Here is a 17,236-nt window from a genome sequence, read left to right as displayed (position 1 = left end):
CCGGCGACTGGTGCCGCTCGCACAATCGAGCCCGCCGCGTCTTTTCGTATTTGGCGACGGCATTATGAATGCCAACGCTCCAACGCTGCGCTGCACTAGATGCGCAGTTAGCCGAGGGTGTGTTGATGTAGCCGTTGTGGGCGACCTGGAGCCGCCGACATAACCACGCCGTCACGTTCCCTGTGGAGCTCGACGGCACTATGAATGCCGACGCGCGAGGCTGGGCGCGCCGTGCATGTTGAACCGATGATCAGCAAGTTGACGAGTAACACTGTCGGGCGAGCTGTAGCTGCTGGCATAACGGAGCCCGCCGCGGTTTCGCTTACTACGCGTTGGCATTATGAATGCCAACGCGCGATGCATCGCTACAACCCGATGCACGTTCAACCGACGGTGAGCGAGCGGAGATAGCGTTGTGTGCGACCTGGAGCCGCCGGCATAACCCGCCAGTCGCGTCTCGGATGCACGTTGCGACGGCATTATGAATGCACGACACCGCATGCAACAGCCCAAAGCGCAATGCATAGCGATGGGACGGCGGGGGAAGTGGTGCCGACGTTCTCCAGCGTTCTCAAGTCACCCGAAATTGCCGGCTTACTGAATTTTCAATTCCGGCGCAATCGCGGCGTCGCCTCGATCGCATTCTGAATGCCAGCGCGTCATACAACGAAGACCGCCCCTGTCACAAATCACGCCCGCCCCACGCCTCAAGCCTCCACCGGCGGCTTCTGCACATTCTTCGCCGCGACCCCAGCCCCCCGCGTCTCCGGCATCGCGAGCCAGACGAGCGCGACCGCGATCGCGCCCGCCGCCGCCAGCCCGAAGAAGCTCATCGCCGTGCCGAAGCGGTCGGCGGCAAACCCGGCCGCCGCCGTCGAAAGCGTCGCGCCGACGCCCGCCGCGAGGCCGAAAAAGCCGATGGTGAGGTTGTAGTGGCCGCGTCCGCCGGCGACATCGGCGGCAATGAGCGGCAGCATCACGCCGAACACGGCCGCGCTGATGCCGTCGAGCATCTGCACCGGCACGAGCAGATACGGACTGCTGACGCCCGCAAACAGCAGCGCGCGCACCGGCAACGCACAGAAGCCGAGAATCAAGACTGGACGGCGTCCCCACTTCTGCGCCTGCCGTCCGACCCAAGGCGAAAGGGCCGCCACGATGAACTGCGGCACGATGATGCACGCCGCGATCACGAGTTGAACGTTGTCGCCCATGTGCGCGGTGACCTCGCCGGCGGCGAGATTCAACATCGCCGCGTTCGAAAGGTGGAACAGCACGACGCACGCGGCGAAGATCAGCAGGCGCTTGTCCTTCAGCAGTTCGCGCAGTGATTCGCGCTCTTCACCCTCGGGAGTCAGCTTCGGCTTACCCGGCGGGGCGCGCGGCACCGCGGGCAGCGGTTCGTAGTGAATCATCCGCAGCGCGAAGATGGCGGGCAGCGCGAGCGCCGCCGTCAGGAAGAACACCGAGCGCAGCGACAGATACTCGCCGAACGCGCCCATCAGCGCCGCCGTCAGCGCGCTGCCGATCGACGCCCAGCGCGCATTGCGCCCGAGCCGGTCGCCGAGATCGGCGCGCGAGACAAGCGCGAGCGAGATCGCGGCCATCGCCGGGACCAGCATGCAGCTCGCGAAGCCGTGCAGCACTTCCGCCGCGAACACGGGGACGAACGTCGGACTCGCGGCCAGCAAGAGCGCGCTCGCGATGATCGCGACGATCGCCGAAAGAGCCGCAAACTTTTTGTTGCGCATGGCGTCGACGAGCGCGCCCGCGGGAAGCTGGCTCGCCATCGCGCTGATCGTGCCGACGGACAGCATCAGGCCGATCTCGCCCTGCGTCCACTTGTTGGCCGCAAGGTACGAAGCGATGAACGGGCCGAAGCCGGTCTGCACGTTGGCGACGAAGAAGTTCAGCCAGTCGAGCGCGCGCAGACTGCGTGCAATTACCATGTCGTGAATCGGTTATCCATGTGGTGTTCCGTTATCGGGCCGGGCGCGCGCCGGACGACGGCGTTTGCGCCGCGACCGCGCCCGAGGCGGTCGTGCCGCCGGAGTTGGCCGAGGCTGCTCCGCTCGCCGCGCCGCTCGCCGTCGCCGACGACGCCGGCGCGGGAACGACCGGCGACACGATCTTGATCGGCTGCTCGGGCGCATAGGTGGGCGCGGCTTTCAGTTGCGCGTCGTTGAAATCCATCTGCAGCGCGAGCTGCTTGTTGCGCGACACCACCTGCAGATCGCTCCAGTTCACCGCGACGTGGCGCTTGTCCGCGGCGAGCGAGCTCGACAGATCGACGACGAGCGCCTGCGGTTGCGCCTGCGAATCGACGAGCACGTCGACCACGCGGCCGATGCGCGCGCCGTTTTTCTGCGTCACCGTCGAATCAACGAGCTGCATGAAGTTCGACGGCGCCTCGCTGACGGGCTGCGGCTTCGGCACCGGATCCGCCGCTGGCTTGCCCTTCACGGGCGGCGGCGGTGGCAGGAAGGTGATCGGCGCGGTCTTCGAATTCGGCGTGAAGCGAAACGCCGTCCACGGGAAATTGACCTTGCGATCGCCGATGCCCATGAAACCGGACAGGTTGACCATCAGCAACTTGGGTTTCGCCGACGGATCGACGTACAGATCGACCGCGCGGCCGACCACCTTGCCGTCGGGACGCTGAACTTCGGCATCGAGCAGGCCGTGAAGCTGGTCGTGCTGCATGAGGCGCGTCGAGATGATCTGCGGCGGGGGCGGCGGCTCGGGCGGCTCCGGCGGCGGCGTCACGACCGGCTCCGGCGGCTTCGGTTTCACGACGCGGCGCTTCGGCTTCGGCGCGGGCGCCGGCTTCACGGCGGACGCGGGCTCCGGCACGGTGACGACCGGGGCCGGTTCTTCCGGCTCGTTGGTTTCGGTCTCGCTCGGGCCCGGAATGTACGAATGCTCGACGATGGGCGCGGGCGTCTGCTGCTGAAAAATCCCGCAGGCCGACAGGCTGCACGCGCCGAGCACGACGAGCACCGACGATAGCCGCAGCGCGCGAATGCATTGGACGAGGGCGCTTACCAGAGCGAACAATCGCGCCGCCGCGCCCCCGATCGAGACCGAAAGAGCCGGCGCAAAGGCGCCCGCGCCGACCGACGACGCATCGCCCCGATGCGAGATACCGCCTGCCATCACAAACGCTCCATGTGTCCGGGCCGCCTTCCAGTTTTTGTTGGTGTCGATGAACGCGCTGCGCGCGCGCGTCCCTGTTCGTTCGATGCGCTCATGCGCCGCGCGCCGCCGGGTTGTCGCCAGCGTCCCCAGCGTCCGCGTTTTTGGCGAGGCGCGCCGCCGTATCGGCCGCGCCCATTCTCGCGGCGGCTTCACGCGCGGACAAGCCGCCCTGATCGCGGGCGTCCGGATTCGCGCCGCGAGCGATCAGCAAATCCAGAATCTCGACGCGGTTGAACATGGCCGCGATCATCAGCGCTGTGCGGCCATCGGGCGATGCGCCTTCGACATCCGCGCCGTGATCGAGCAGCGTCTCGGCGACATCCTTGAAGCCCTTGAATGCGGCCCCGGCGATCGGCGTCTGGCCGTTGTCGTTGCGCATGTCGGGATCGGCGTTGTGTTCGAGCAGCACGCGCACCGCGTCGGCGTGGCCGTGATAGCTCGCGAGCATCACGAGGCTGTCGCCCTTGTCGTTGCGCAGGTTCGGCGGCAAGCCCTTCTGGAGCCAGACTTCGAGCAGGGCGGCATCGCCCCGGCGCGCAGCGTTGAAGACTTCGTTGGCAAACGCGATGGTCTCTTCGTCGGGGCCTTCGCGCGCCGGTTGTTCCGGGTTCTGGTTGCTGTCCTGCTGCATGTTTGGCTCCGTGTCGGGCGCTCTGCGGCGCGCCGTTTCGTCGTGATGCGTTCGATGCTGCGCGTGGACTTTCGCAAACGCTCGAAAGAGGCGAGCGCGCCGGCTCATCGGGAGCATACACAGGTTGATGATGCTCCGCGCCTGAGTGCGTGCCTGTCGCGACGGTCGATGGAGAGCCCGGGCAGCACGTTTTGCGCCAAGGCTTTCGCCGCTCGCGACGGCTTGACGCCGCAGCGCGCGCGCCCTTAGTCTCGATGCCACCATTCGCAACTATCGACCGCCCGCGCGATCACCGCTCGATGCAAGCTCCATCCCATACTCAAGCCAGCGTGCGCCGCCGCGCGCCCGCCGCCGAACGCAATCGCGATGCGATTCTAACGGTGCTCGCACGCGTGCTGCCGCAAAGCGGCACGGTTCTCGAAATCGCGAGCGGCACCGGCCAGCATGCGGTGCATTGCGCGGCGGCGCTGCCGCACATCGTCTGGCAACCGAGCGATCCGGACGCCGCCGCGCGCGATTCCATCGCCGCCTGGCGCGCGCATGCGGGCCTCTCCAACCTCGCCGCGCCGCTTGCCATCGACGTGACCGAGCGCGACTGGGGCATCGGCGACGTGGCGGCGGTCGTTTGCATCAACATGATCCATATCGCGCCGTGGCAGGCGGCCGAGGCGCTCTTTCGCGGCGCGGCGAAGCGGATGGCTGCGGGCGGCGTACTGTACCTGTATGGGCCGTATCGGCGCAACGGGGCGCACACCGCGCCGAGCAACGAAGCATTCGATGCCCAGCTGCGCGCCACCGACCCGCGCTGGGGCGTGCGCGACATGGAAGCCGTCGAGGCGCTCGCGCACGACGCGCGATTCACGCTCGCCGAAGCCGTTCCAATGCCGGCGAACAACTTCAGTCTTGTGTTCGTGAAAGACGCGAAGCCGTAGGCGCCGCCGCATGCGGCTTTTCGCTCGCGCTGAAATGCGCGTCGCCGTGTAGACTGCGGAGGTCGTTCGTCGTGTCGTTTTTGCGCCGCTCCGACGGCGCGTACCCTGATCTCCCTCTACCGGAGGCGTTCTACATGCACGCAGCGTTGCCGCAAGGCGATGAGGATGGCGCTCTGACCGAAACGCCGGGAACCCCGCGCGACTTGCGCCGCACCGACATTCATCCCGATCACTGGTATCCGCTCGCGTGGTCGGGCGAAGTGAAGCGCGGCCGCGCGCACGCGGTGCGCTTTGCCGGCGACCCGATCGTGCTCGTGCGCACGGACTCGGGCAAGGTGTTCGCGCTCGAAGACCGCTGTGCGCATCGGCAAGTGCCGCTCTCTGCGGGCGTGGTCGACGGCGAGTCCATTCGCTGCTGCTATCACGGCTGGACCTACGACTGCACCGGCCGCTGCACCGACATTCCGTATCTCGGCCGCGAGCGTCTGCCCAATGGCGTGCGCGCATATCCGTGCCGCGAAGAAGCGGGGCTCGTCTTCGTCTTCACGGGCGACCCGCAGCGGGCCGCCGCCGCGAAGTTTCCCTCGCTCGTGAGCGCGACCGACAAGGCCTATAAGACGCGCCGCTTCGGCCGCGAAGTGAAGTGCCATTACACGTTCATGCACGAGAACCTGATGGACATGAACCATCAGTTCCTGCATCGCCGGCAGATGGGCAGCATGCGGGCGCGCTCGCTCGGGCGTCGCCGGGGCGAGGACTGGATCGAAGTGGACTACACCTTCGCGCGCGAGGCGGGCAAGCAGCCGATCGGCGAGGCGCTCGTGTTCGGGCAGAAGCGCGGCGAGAAGCCGGATGCGTCGCAGAAGGACGTGATGACCATCCGCACGGACTATCCGTACCAGACGCTCAAGATTCGCACGAAAGACGACACCATGGTGATGGACCTGTGGATCGCCTACGTGCCGCTCGACGCCGAGCAGCGCACCAACCGCACCTTCGGCCTGTTGTCCATCCGCCGCCCGAAAATCTCCGGCCTGCTCGACGTCGCGTGGCCGCTGCTCGTGTGGTTCACCGAGCGCATTTTCAAGGAAGACCGGTGGATCGTCGAGCGCGAGCAGGAAGCGCACGACCGGCAGGGCGCGGACCACAATCACGAAGTCTTTCCGGTCATCAACGAACTGCGCGCGCTTCTGATGGAGCACGGCGTGCCGCATCGCGCAGCCGGCGCGCATCCCGGCGACGGCCGGCGCGTGCATCGCATCGTGCCGGTGCAGGAAGTGCCCGCGCCCTAGGTGACACAGCGGCGCGACACTGCGGCGCGGCGGGCCCGGATTGCGGCCGTCGCGCGGCGGCGTTATACAGGAAGCGTGCACAGCTACGAAGGCAGACCATCATGAACGACGACCCGACCGATCCGCGCCCGCTTTCCCCGAACGTCGACGAAGCGCATCCGGATGTCGAGCATTTCGATGCGGCCATCACGCACGTCGATGAATCCGTCGCCGCCGGACGAATGGCCGCAGGCGCGGCGAAGGGCATCTTGTACAGCCTGATCGAGACGCTCGGCACGCTCGTCGGCGATCCCGATCTGCCTTCGCACGCCCGCTCGGGCTATGAAGGGCTGCTGGAAACCGCTCGGGAACTGCGCGCGAAGATCGAGCAGTAGGGTTCTTTCGTCGCGCAGTACGGCCGGAGCGAAGGCGAGCGGGGTGCTCGCCCGTTTACGTTTGCTTGCGACTCGCTGTCGGCGCTGGTTTCGTTGTTCTCTATTTTCTTCCTTCTTGGCAACCCGCCGCGCGGCTTGCCGGCCGGCGCGCGAGCTCCCGTCGTGCGTTGGTTTTCTGTCAGTTTCGTGCCTGGTTGCCAAATATTTGCGCGCTAGCAAATACTGGTTAACCACACGGTGAAAAAAAAAGACACCAGTACGCGCGATTCTTTCGAATTCCATCCGCAAGCCATACACTTGCCAGCGATAAAAGTTGCGCTCGCGGCGCGATAGCGCGCCGGTTTCGGCGTCGACGACGAAGAATCCGCTCATACCGCACAAAGCAAGAGGAGAAAAAATGAAGGGCTTGAAACTGACCAAGGCCGCCGTCATCGCCGCGACCGCGTTCGCAGCCGCCGCGCCGGCGTTCGCGCAAAGCAGCGTGACGCTGTACGGTATCGTCGACGATTCGATCGTCTATCAGAGCAGCCAGACCAATCTGGCGAAGACCCAGCCGGGCCGTTCCAACGTCAAGCTCGCCTCGGGCATCTGGGCGGGCAGCCGCTTCGGCCTGAAGGGTGCGGAAGATCTCGGTGGCGGCAACAAGGCCATTTTCCAGTTGGAGTCCGGCTTCAATATCAACAACGGCGCGCAGCAGTACACCAACGCGATGTTCGGCCGCCAGGCATGGGTCGGTCTCACGAATGCGAACTACGGTACGCTGACCGTGGGTCGTCAGTACACGTCCTACTACACGCTGATGTCGCCGTATAGCCCGACGAACTGGCTGACCGGCTACTTCGGCGCGCACCCGGGCGATCTGGACGAGCTCGACACGATCTACCGCGCGAACAACTCGGTCGTCTATACGTCGCCGAAGCTGTATGGCGTGACGGTCAGCGGCTCGTACTCGTTCGCCGGCGTGCCCGACAGCGTGTATCAGGGCTCGACGTGGTCGGCTGCGATCCAGTATCAGCAAGGCCCGATCGGCGGCACGGTGGCCTTCACGCGCATCAACAACTCGACGGTCGGCGGCGGCGTCTACGGCGATGCATCGACGACCAACACCGCAGGCCAGTCGGGCGTGTCCGCCGTGACCAACGGCTACCAGGGCGCGCAAGCCCAGAACCGCTTTGCGGTGGGCCTCGGCTACACGTTCAACAGCGCGTGGGACATCACCGCGACGTACACCAACGTTCAATACATTCCGGGCATCAACTCGAAGTTCACCGACGAAGCCGTCTTCAATACGGCCGGCACGGTGCTGCACTGGAAGGCGACGTCGGCATGGGACTTCGCGGCAGGCTACAGCTACACGTGGGCCAGCAAGGCGAACGGCATCTCGGATGCCGCGTCCTACCACCAGTTCAACCTGTCCCAGTACTACTCGCTGTCGAAGCGTACCGGCCTGTACGCGCTGGAAGCTTTCCAACGCGCCAATGGTCGTACGCTCGCGCAGCCGACGTTCTCGCCGACCGGCGCTGTAAACGCGCAGACGGCTGCGAACGCAACGATCGGCGACGGCTTCAACACGGCTCCGTCGGCGTCGCGCAGCATGTTTGCAGCAGGCGTGGGCATCATCCACCGCTTCTAAGCCGCACCTGCTTCACAGCGAACCGGACGCCTCGGCGTCCGGTTTTTTTTGCGCCGCGAAATCGCACGAACGCTGCGCGTCAGATGAACATCCCGCCCGACACCTCGACGCGCTGCGCCGTCATCCACCGGTTGCCGTCGGACAGCATCGCGGCAATCGCGCCGCCTATATCATCCGGCAGCCCAACGCGCCCGAGCGCCGTGTTCTGCGCGACGAATTCGTTCACTTCCTGATCGTCGCGCACGACGCCGCCGCCGAAGTCCGTTTCGATCGCGCCCGGGGCGATGGCATTGACCGTGATGCCGTGCGGCCCCAACTCCTTCGCCAGATAGCGCGTCAGCACTTCGACGCCGCCTTTCATTGCCGCATACGCCGCGTAGCCCGGCAGCGCGAAGCGCGTCAGTCCGCTCGACACGTTCACGATGCTGCCTTCCTCGTGCAGGAACGGTAGCAGCGCCTGCGTCAGAAAGAAGGGCCCCTTCAGGTGTATGTTCACGAGCTGGTCGAACTGCTCGGGCGTCGTGTCGGCGAAAGCCGCGTGTATGCCGATTCCCGCGTTGTTCACGAGAAAATCGAAGTTCGTGCGATCGAACGATTGTTCGAGCGCCTTGCATACTTCATCCGCGAAGGCGCCGAAGGTCTCACTGCGGGAGACGTCGAGCTGCAGCATCGCGCACTTGCAGCCGAGTTCCTCGATCTCGCCGGCCACGGCTTCGGCTGCGGCCGCGTCGCTGTGCCAGGTGCCGATGATGCCCACGCCCTGTTGCGCGAGCTTGAGTGCGGCGCTGCGCCCGAGCCCGCGGCCCGCTCCCGTGATGACTGCGACTTTCGCGCTCATGGTTCCGTCCACTTGCTGCTCCTTTGGGTTCGTCCTGCGAGTTGCATTCCGCGAGTCGTATCTCGTATTGCATCGGGTGACTACAGCACTTTAGGACGACCCGGTCCGCAATGGAAACATTGCGCGACGTTGCGCACTTCGCGTGGGACGGCGCGCGTCGGGCGCATGGCTTGCTTCCAGAAAACGACCTTAAGCATCCGAGGAGAAGCAGCGATGACAGCGCAAACGAATTCGAATGCAAAAGACCAGACCGGCTCGACGTCGGGCTCGGGCGACCCGGTCGGACTCGAGCGGCCTTTTCGCCTGTTCGCCGTTGAGCAGCGCGTGCTGGCGCAGAACGTCGATGGCAAGGTGATCGACATTGGCGCGATGGAATCGAAGGGCGGCGAATACTGCGCGCGCCTGGACGTCGACGATATCACGGTCGAGCCGAAACGCAGCCCCGAGCTTGCGCTGAAGGCGCTGGTCGACAAGCTGACCTTCGATTATCTCGACGGCCTCTTCACGAGCGAAGGCGAAGCCGAAGTGGCCGGCCGCTTGCAGGATTTCCCGAGCGTCGAGTTCGAACTCGAAGAACCGCTGCCCCGGGATATGGTGGATCGAACGCCGCCGCATCTCTTCTGAAAGCGCGCTCGGTGTTCCGACCCGTGCGGAAAGCGCATACAGAATACCGGGCGGTCGAAGCTAGTTCGCAAGGCCGAGATCGACCGGCTCTTGAGCGCTTCGCGGCGACGCGCGGCTCCGTCTAGCAGACGTCTTTCAGCGGCAGGTTCTTCTGTGTGAACTCTGAATGCAGAATGCCCTCAGGTTCCGACTGGTAGCGCGCGCAACTGGTCACGCAGAGAAGGGAATGCATCCAGAAAACCGGGTGTGCCGAGCCGGTCTGCAAGACTGCGGTCCACCGTCTCGTTGAGCGCGGATCCGGCGACGCGAGGCTCCTTTTTGCAGACATCTTCGAGCAACGGATTCATCTTTGTGAATTCCGAATACGAGTCGATCGGCTCGCAGCAGTAAGCCTCTTTAGGAATCTCGATCGGCTTGTCGAACGTGAGGCCGTGCAATTGCCCCTTGTGCCGGAGCCATTCGGCCGGGATCAGCGGCAGCAGATCGGCGGGATCGCGCGGCGGGCTTAAATAGCCGCCGCCCACGTTGGCGTGCGCCCCCGCGAACCATCGCTGTTCGAGCGGCAGCGGCCCGCGGTCCTCGGTTCCCTTCGTCCAGAGCGTAGGCTTGTAGAGCGAGCGGAATTCGTTCGCGGCTATCGCGTGATACGCGGCGCGCGTGCTGTTCGCGAGCGTGGTGTCGTGGAAGTTGTAGTAGCTGGAGAAGCCCGGCACCGGCAACCCGCCGATAGGAATGCCGAGTTCGCCGACGGTATCCCACACGCCGATGAACGCGACATCCACCTCGCGCGCGAACTGTTTGCGATACGCCTGCACCGAGTCGTCGGATGGCCCCACGCCCTGATCGCGATAAATGCCGTACGCCTGATCGACGGATTCATCGCTCCAGTCGTTCGACAGACCGCATTTGCGAATGAGGCCGGCCAGACTGCGTGCGGAGTAGGCGCCGCGCGAGAAGCCGAAGATATAGATCGAAGCATCGGGCTTGTACCGCTGGCAGAGCCACGCATAGCCGCTTTTGATGTTCGCGGAGAGGCCGTCGCCGAACGCGCCGCCGAGAAACTTGTTCGCCAGCGCGAACAGGCCGTTTCCCTGCGTGCCGACGCCGGGCACGTACAGCGTCTCTTGATCGTCGGTCTCGGGCGCGAGCTTGTAGAGCAGGTAGGCGTTGGTTCGGTCGTTCGGCTCATTCCAGGTGCCGTCGAAGAAAATGGCGAGTCTCATGGCGGGCGTCTCCTGAACATAGCGTTTGAGCTAACAGATAGGAGATGGCTGCGCCGCCCGCAAGGCCGCCTTTGCATGCAACATGCAGACGGCGCGGCGACGCTGTATTTTGGCGGATACGGGAGAGGCTCGCGATCGAGCATCGACGCGCGCATCCCGTCTTCCTGCGGAGGTGAATAATGAATACCAAACGCCTGAAGGCTATCGCTCTGATCGCGGGCGCCATGCTCGCGAGCGCAACGGCGCACGCACGCGACGATGGCCCGCGTTTCGCGCAGGATCGCCTCGATGCACTCGTCGCTCATCATGCGGAGGCGAGTCGGCATATAGCGCATGGGCGTGGACAGGCAACGCTGCCCGAGCGCCGCCACGAACCAAAAGACGCGTCCTGAACGTCTTGCGTGGCTGGCTATGCCGTTGCTTCGCCTGATGCAACGGGCGGGAAGGCTTGCGCCTGCGCGTCCGATGTTAGAAATGGTATGAGAATTGCTGCCGGCCCCGAGGCTCCGCGGCCACTGCGCCGACGATCTCCTCGCTGACCTCACTCAAGGCCATATGAACCGGACGACACCGACCCAGAAATCAACGAAGGCCCTTTCCATCGCTCTCATCAGCGCGACGTTCCTCGCGGCGGGCTGTTCGGGCATCGGGCCAACACGGCTCAAGGCCGATCAGGTGGACTATGCCCGCGCACTCGGCGACGCGCAGAAGCGCGAGATTCTCGCTGCCATCGTCGGGCTGCGTTTCGCCGATGCGCCGTCGTTTCTCACGGTGAGCAGCATCATCGCCGCGTACACGTTCGATGCAACAGGCGGCGCAATTTTGAATGCAGGTTCCGGCGCGCAGCCGAACTACGCGCAAGCGTCGGGCAGCGTCTCGTATTCGAATCACCCGACGTTCACCTTCACTCCGACCACCGGCGACGCGTACGCCAGCGCGTACATTCGCCCGCTCTCGCCGACGCTCGTGTTGCCGCTCGCAGAAAGCGGCATTCCGGTCGACTTGTTGCTGCGCATCACCGCGCAATCCATCGCGGGCCTGCAGAACGGCAATGCGCTCGGCGGTCCCAACGCGTCGGGCGCGCCGGAGTTCTTCCTGTTGCTCCAGGCGCTGCGCCGTCTGCAACTTGCCGGCGAACTGAATGTGGAAACGCGCGACCAGGATCATCAGCCGCGCATTTTCATGACGCTCGGCGCGACGCGCAGCGGCGCGAACAAGCAGACCGTCGACGACCTGGCGCTCGTGCGCAGGCTGCTGCATCTTTCGCCGAAGATGAAGACTTACGAGATCGTGTACGGACAGTCGGCGGACCACGATCGCATTCCGATGGTCACGCGCTCGGTGCTCGGCATCCTCACCGATCTGGGTGCGCAGATTCCGGTGCCGGATTCGCAGGTCGGCAGCGGGGCGACGAAGCCGACGATCGGGCTGATCGGCGGCGAAACGCGTCCGACGATCGTTGTGAAAGTCGGCGAGAAAGCGCCGCCGGACGCCTACGTGAGCGTGCTGTACGACAAGTCGAACTACTGGATAGACCGCGCCGACTTCGATTCGAAGTACGCATTCACCGTGGTGCAGAACCTGATGGCGCTCGGCGAGGTGACGGATACCGCGAAGGCGCCGGTGGTCACGATTCCGGCTAACTGACGCGCGGCATTTTGCATGCCGCGTCATGCATGCAAAATGCCAGCCGCAGCCTGTCCGCATATGCATAGGCTGACGCTCGCGTCCAGCCGAAGCGACGCGCGGGTCGAAGCGTTGCTTTCCGGAAGGCCAGCTAACCTTGAAGCAAATGCGGGCGGCAAAGCTCCGCGACGGGGCTGCCCGTTCACCTTAGCCTCGCACACGCGCCTCGCATTTTGCGTGCGTAGTGTTGCATGCAGAATGCGGGGCGCAGCCTTTTCGCATACGCATACGCTGACGCTCGCGTTGAGCCGCAGCGATGCGCGTTGCCCGCTTACCTCAACCTGGCCCGCGCGCCCCCGTTTTTCGCATGCGGCGTGTTGCATGCAGAATGCTGGACGCAACTGTCCGCATACACATACGCTGACGTTCGCGTTGAACCGCAGCGACGCGCGGGTTGGAACATTGCTTTCCGGAAAGTGCCGCTAACCTGGATGCGGGCGCGAGCGGAAAAGCTCCTCGACGATCGTTGGCCGTTACCTTAACCTCGCCAGCGCGCCCGCATTTCGCATGCGGCGTGTTGCATGCAGAATGCCGCCGCCTGTCCTCGCATGTGACGCCGGTGTTCCCCGACCAGCGCCCCGTGCCTGCACGCGTCGCTTTCTGAAAGAAGCCGTCAGCAGCAACGCGCACGCGGGCAGAAAAAGCTCGTCGACGCGTGTCCTTCGCAGACCTGAAGCTCCGAAACGCGCGCGGCAACGCCTCCCATCGCACTTCGAAGTACTACGCCCGACGCGCATGATCGACTTCCGCGACTGACGCACACCCTTTTCGAAAGCCCGGTCGGTCGCCGGACGAACGCAACGCAACCCGCACCCTCAGCGCAGCCCGTGCGTCCGGCAAACCATAAAGTACTGCGAACTAATCCACCAAGGCGCGTGCGGCACCGGACTCGTATGCACTGCATCGACAACGAAGCGCTCGCTCACGAGCTCGCGAAGCTCGCGAAAATCGAATCCCTTATGCGTCGTGCGCGGGTTCGCCGGCCGGCTCACGCGCATGCCGATCATCGACTTGAGCAATTCCGCAGGCGTGTATTCGGACTTGAGCGTGCGGCTGCGGATCATCCAGTTCGACACTTTCGGCGCAATCGCGAGTCCGTACATGATCGGCACTGAAATGACGAGCGCGCCGTCCGGCTTCAGGATTCGCGCGGCGTCATCGAGCAGCGCGTCCACTTCGCGGGGATAAAGATGCTCGCAGACCTCGAAAGCCGTCAGCACGTCCACGCTATGCGATGCAACCGTGTCCAGCGACTCCGCATACTTCACTTCGGCAAAGGCGGGCGCCATGAACTTGTCGTGGCCGATCAACGTGATGTCCCGCCGCGACTCGCCGAGCGTATGCAGAAAAAGGCCCGGTCCCGCGCCGAAGTCCACCACGGTTCCGCGTGCGGGGCATAGACCGGTGACGAGCTCGGTCGCCACGGTCATGCGCGTGCGATGGGCGAAGCGCGCGAGCGGATTGATCGAATTGACGGTTTGTTCTTCGTACGAGATTTCGCGCATGACAGAGTCCCCGTTGTTATGACTTTTATCGGACCGGCCGGGTCCGTATCTTGGCGCAGCACAGCGTTTTTTATTCGTCGTTTTCGGCGATATTGCCGGGACGCGAGGACTCGTGCAATCGGCGGCGGTAGGCGTTAGGCGCCGAACTTCTGCCGCCGCCCGCCATCGCGGTGCGCAACGAAAAGCGGCATCCACGCTATACCCAGAGCCAGATGCCGCATGCGATCAACGCCACACTCCAAAGCCAGTCGACGTTGACCCAGCCCGTGCGCAGGAACGCGAGGCCGGTACGCTCATGCAGCGACATGGCGGCCAGCGCGATGACCGCGATCACAGCGAGCATCGCCACGGTATGCACGGACAGCGCGAGCGCGCCGGCTTCGAACGCTGCCGCCGAGGACGCGCCCGCCGCGCCTGCATTTGCACCCGCGCCCCCGCACAGCGGCAGCAGGGCGGGCACGAGCATCAAGCCCGCGCCGTGCGCGCTCGACATCACGAATGACCATAGCGCGAGACCCGCGAGGCCGGTCCGCATGCCCACCGTCGGCCGTCCGCGATGTCCGCGCCACGCACGCCATGCGCCCCAGCCGATCAGACACACGCCAGAACCGCGCGCAAGCGTCTCATGATCCACCACCGAGCCGAGCGTCAGCACGCCCGCGAGCACCAGCGCCACCGACGCAGCATGCCCGAGCGCAATCGGCACGAGCGACACCAGCACCACGCGCCTGCTATGTGCATAGAGGCCGAGTGCGAGCGCGAACAGCCATCCCATCGCGGGATTCACGCCATGAAACGCGCCGAGGCCCGCCGCCGTGAGCCAGAGCGACGGCGTAACGGCATTCATGCGATGACGTCCGACGTGAGCATCAAGGATAACTCACGGGTAACAATAGGAGTCCGAAGAACAATCGCCGCCTTGCAGCCGGATCTGATGCGGGCGGTGTCCCTTCGGCCAGTCGATGAAGAACTTCTCGTCGATGGAGAGGCCGCCGTTCGGATCGGCGTCGAGCTTGACCATCCATCCGTCGATGCCTTCGGGGTAGAACTGCGCATCCACCGCGCCGTAGAGCGAGTTGGTGAAGTACACGCGTCGTCCGTCGCGGCTGACTTCGACCATCTGTGGCCCGCCGTTCAGCGAACCGTTCTTCGCGCCCGCATGCGTGGCGCGCGCCACCACACCGCCGATGCGGACCTTGCCCGTGAGTTTCGGCGTGAAGGGGTCCGAGACATCGTATTGCAGCATGTCGCCCGTGCCCCAGCATGACACGTAGAGGAAGCGGTCATCCATCGAGAGATCGATGTCCGACACGAGCGGCGGCACCGCGCCGAAGCCCTGCAAGAGCGGGGGAAGCACCGACGCATCGGCGGGCTCGGCCGGGATGTCGATCACTTTTTTCACGGCCCATTTGTCCTTGTCGCGATACCACGTCCAGATCGACGAAGACAGGTCCTTCAGGCTGATGACGCAATTGACGAAGCCATACGCCTTGGTCGGATCGTGGGCGGGCCGCAGTTCGAAGACGAGTTGATACTCGTCGCCGAAGTCGATCTCCTGAATATGCTTTCGCTTCGTGAAGTCCCAGAAATGCAGCTTGCGCCCGTACTTCGCGCCGAGCAGCAGTTCGGGCACGAGGCCCTCTTCGAAGGTGTCGGGCGTGCCCCATTCGCTCGTGACCATCGTGTCGTAGCCGAGATGCCACCAGCCGTCGTAGGCCAGTTGCTGCGGTCCGCGATCCACTTCCCAGCGGCCGAGTGGATCGAAGCTCTGCTGGTCGAGCAGCAGCACGCCGCCGGGCGCCTTGCCTTCGGCGTTGCCGAGCGCGGTGACATAGATGCCGCCCGGTCCGCAATGAACCGTATGCGGGCGCGTATAGCCCGTTTTCTCAGCAAGTTCTTCGGGCTCGATCGTCTTGACGATGACCGGGTTCTTCGGGTCGGGCTTCGTATCGACGATATGAATCCGCGACGAACGCAGTCCCGGCACGACGAGATAACGCCGCTCCATATGCGGATGCGGCGCGTTCGGGCACAGACACGACGAGCACGCGTTCCAGCCGAAGTGATGCAGTTCGTCGCCGGCGTCGGGCATCGCCAGTTCGCCGACGATCTGCGCATAGCTCGACGAATCCGGGTCCACATCGACGACGGCGAGCTTGTCCGGACTCTTGCGCTCGGGATCGAACGTCGCGACGTAGGCGAGCGTTTCGCGGGGCGCCTTCGCAGCAAGACGCGGGGAAGGGTAGAAGCTCGGGTCGGGTTTCCATGTCGCCATGTCGTGTCTCCCTCATGCGGTCCTCTGCACTATAGGACATGGTTAGAGCGCATGCGGCGGCTCGCATATAAGGGATTGCGCAATACAAAGCTGTCGCGTCGCAATCCCGTCTGGCTTAGACTGGGCACTTCTCAAAAGAGGACGGTTCGACGGATGTTCAGCTACGTAGGCGGCTGCGTGCTCTTCGCCGCACTTTTACACGCGACCTGGAACGCGATGCTGCACGGCAACGCGGACCGCTTCCTCTCCATGACGTGGATGAGCCTTTGCATCGGCGTCGTGTCCGTCGTGGCCATTCCGTTCTTGCCGCTGCCCGCGAGCGGCGCATGGCCGTGCATCGTGGCGTCGGGGCTCGTGCATATCGGCTATAACATGGCGCTCGTGCGCGCCTATCAGGGCGGCGATCTCGGCGCGACGTATCCCATCGCGCGCGGTTCTTCGCCGATGCTCGTCGCACTCGGCGCGGCATTTTTCGCGCGCGAGCATCCGGGCGCGCTTCCCGTGGTGGGTATCGTGATGGTATCGGCGGGCATCGTATGGCTCGCGTTGCAGCGCGGCAATCTGTCGGGAAAGGGCGCGTTGGCCGCGTTCGTCACGGGCGCGACCATTGCCGTCTACACCGTGATCGACGGCATCGGCGTGCGGGCTTCGGGGCACGCGCTCTCCTATACGGCGTGGATGTTCGCGTTCTATCTGCTGATGCTGCCGCTTTTCGTCGCGCTGCGAGGGCGGCATGCGTTGCGCGCGCCCGCCGCCGCCGTCGCGCAGAACGTAGCGGGCGGGCTCGTCTCGGTGGCCGCATACGGCATCGTCATCTGGGCGATGCAGTTCGGCGCGATGGGCGCCGTCTCCGCTCTGCGCGAAACGAGCGTCGTGTTCGCGGCGCTCATCGGGCGCATCTTCCTCGGCGAGCAACTGACCGCGCGACGCCTGCTGGCCTGTTGCGTGATCGCGGCGGGCGCGGTGTGCATCGGCGCGTGACATTCGCGTGTTCCGCGGCGGCGCAAGCACCTACAATGAAAGCG

16 protein-coding genes are annotated in these 17,236 nt (G+C 64.8%); 8 read left to right on the top strand and 8 right to left on the bottom strand.

The window, feature by feature from the left end; all coding sequences use genetic code 11:
- Positions 1 to 707: 707 nt before the first annotated feature.
- From LDZ24_RS07235 to LDZ24_RS07225, 3 genes are all read right to left on the bottom strand, one after another.
- Positions 708 to 1,949 (bottom strand): MFS transporter, encoded by a 1,242-nt coding sequence (locus LDZ24_RS07235; RefSeq protein WP_248319891.1) that lies wholly within the window; start codon positions 1,947 to 1,949, stop codon positions 708 to 710.
- A 31-nt stretch (positions 1,950 to 1,980) separates the two neighbouring features.
- Positions 1,981 to 3,156 carry a hypothetical protein gene (locus LDZ24_RS07230; protein WP_248319890.1) on the bottom strand — a complete coding sequence of 392 codons (1,176 nt, stop codon included), beginning with the start codon at positions 3,154 to 3,156 and terminating at the stop codon, positions 1,981 to 1,983.
- A 91-nt stretch (positions 3,157 to 3,247) separates the two neighbouring features.
- Positions 3,248 to 3,829, bottom strand: a complete 582-nt coding sequence (locus tag LDZ24_RS07225; RefSeq protein WP_248319889.1) for an ankyrin repeat domain-containing protein — start codon at positions 3,827 to 3,829, stop codon at positions 3,248 to 3,250.
- Positions 3,830 to 4,128: 299 nt separating this feature from the next.
- On the opposite strand from LDZ24_RS07225, the gene LDZ24_RS07220 reads away from it, so the two are divergent.
- The 4 genes from LDZ24_RS07220 to LDZ24_RS07205 all read left to right on the top strand — a co-directional run bounded on the left by LDZ24_RS07220 (position 4,129) and on the right by LDZ24_RS07205 (position 8,060).
- Positions 4,129 to 4,761: a DUF938 domain-containing protein gene (locus tag LDZ24_RS07220; RefSeq protein WP_248319888.1), complete on the top strand. Its 633-nt coding sequence runs from the start codon at positions 4,129 to 4,131 to the stop codon at positions 4,759 to 4,761.
- Positions 4,762 to 4,895: 134 nt separating this feature from the next.
- Complete coding sequence (locus LDZ24_RS07215) at positions 4,896 to 6,053, top strand: aromatic ring-hydroxylating dioxygenase subunit alpha (RefSeq protein WP_248319887.1); 1,158 nt, start codon at positions 4,896 to 4,898, stop codon at positions 6,051 to 6,053.
- A gap of 101 nt (positions 6,054 to 6,154) precedes the next feature.
- Entirely contained in the window at positions 6,155 to 6,427 is a 273-nt protein-coding gene (locus LDZ24_RS07210) for a hypothetical protein (protein ID WP_248319886.1), read from the top strand.
- A 397-nt stretch (positions 6,428 to 6,824) separates the two neighbouring features.
- Complete coding sequence (locus tag LDZ24_RS07205) at positions 6,825 to 8,060, top strand: porin (protein ID WP_248319885.1); 1,236 nt, start codon at positions 6,825 to 6,827, stop codon at positions 8,058 to 8,060.
- A 79-nt stretch (positions 8,061 to 8,139) separates the two neighbouring features.
- Here the strand turns inward: LDZ24_RS07205 and LDZ24_RS07200 are convergent, their stop codons facing one another.
- On the bottom strand, positions 8,140 to 8,898 hold the full coding sequence (locus tag LDZ24_RS07200; RefSeq protein ID WP_248319884.1) for an SDR family NAD(P)-dependent oxidoreductase: 759 nt from the start codon (positions 8,896 to 8,898) through the stop codon (positions 8,140 to 8,142).
- A 213-nt stretch (positions 8,899 to 9,111) separates the two neighbouring features.
- Between LDZ24_RS07200 and LDZ24_RS07195 the strand changes: the two genes are divergently transcribed.
- Complete coding sequence (locus LDZ24_RS07195; protein ID WP_244846331.1) at positions 9,112 to 9,522, top strand: hypothetical protein; 411 nt, start codon at positions 9,112 to 9,114, stop codon at positions 9,520 to 9,522.
- 179 nt (positions 9,523 to 9,701) lie between these two features.
- Here LDZ24_RS07195 and LDZ24_RS07190 read toward each other — a convergent pair whose 3' ends face one another.
- A complete protein-coding gene (locus LDZ24_RS07190) occupies positions 9,702 to 10,745 on the bottom strand; it encodes a DUF2235 domain-containing protein (RefSeq protein WP_248319883.1) in 1,044 nt (347 codons plus the stop codon).
- 179 nt (positions 10,746 to 10,924) lie between these two features.
- Here LDZ24_RS07190 and LDZ24_RS07185 point away from each other — a divergent pair, with 179 nt between their 5' ends.
- Entirely contained in the window at positions 10,925 to 11,137 is a 213-nt protein-coding gene (locus LDZ24_RS07185; protein ID WP_248319882.1) for a hypothetical protein, read from the top strand.
- Positions 11,138 to 11,300: 163 nt separating this feature from the next.
- Positions 11,301 to 12,392, top strand: a complete 1,092-nt coding sequence (locus LDZ24_RS07180) for a hypothetical protein (protein ID WP_248319881.1) — start codon at positions 11,301 to 11,303, stop codon at positions 12,390 to 12,392.
- An 854-nt stretch (positions 12,393 to 13,246) separates the two neighbouring features.
- On the opposite strand, the gene LDZ24_RS07175 is transcribed toward LDZ24_RS07180, so the two are convergent.
- The 3 genes from LDZ24_RS07175 to LDZ24_RS07165 all read right to left on the bottom strand — a co-directional run bounded on the left by LDZ24_RS07175 (position 13,247) and on the right by LDZ24_RS07165 (position 16,211).
- The gene (locus tag LDZ24_RS07175; protein WP_248319880.1) at positions 13,247 to 13,936 is read right to left on the bottom strand and encodes a bifunctional 2-polyprenyl-6-hydroxyphenol methylase/3-demethylubiquinol 3-O-methyltransferase UbiG; all 690 of its coding nucleotides are present in this window, start codon (positions 13,934 to 13,936) and stop codon (positions 13,247 to 13,249) included.
- A 196-nt stretch (positions 13,937 to 14,132) separates the two neighbouring features.
- Positions 14,133 to 14,783, bottom strand: coding sequence for a hypothetical protein (locus LDZ24_RS07170; protein WP_248319879.1), 651 nt, complete (start codon positions 14,781 to 14,783; stop codon positions 14,133 to 14,135).
- 33 nt (positions 14,784 to 14,816) lie between these two features.
- The gene (locus LDZ24_RS07165) at positions 14,817 to 16,211 is read right to left on the bottom strand and encodes a selenium-binding family protein (protein WP_248319878.1); all 1,395 of its coding nucleotides are present in this window, start codon (positions 16,209 to 16,211) and stop codon (positions 14,817 to 14,819) included.
- A gap of 153 nt (positions 16,212 to 16,364) precedes the next feature.
- Here LDZ24_RS07165 and LDZ24_RS07160 point away from each other — a divergent pair, with 153 nt between their 5' ends.
- On the top strand, positions 16,365 to 17,192 hold the full coding sequence (locus LDZ24_RS07160; RefSeq protein WP_248319877.1) for a DMT family transporter: 828 nt from the start codon (positions 16,365 to 16,367) through the stop codon (positions 17,190 to 17,192).
- Positions 17,193 to 17,236: the final 44 nt, after the last annotated feature.

It is taken from the genome of Caballeronia sp. Sq4a (assembly GCF_023170545.1).
Lineage (GTDB): Bacteria > Pseudomonadota > Gammaproteobacteria > Burkholderiales > Burkholderiaceae > Caballeronia.
Note: the sequence above shows the minus strand (reverse complement) of the source record. Positions and strands in the feature narration are given on the sequence as shown.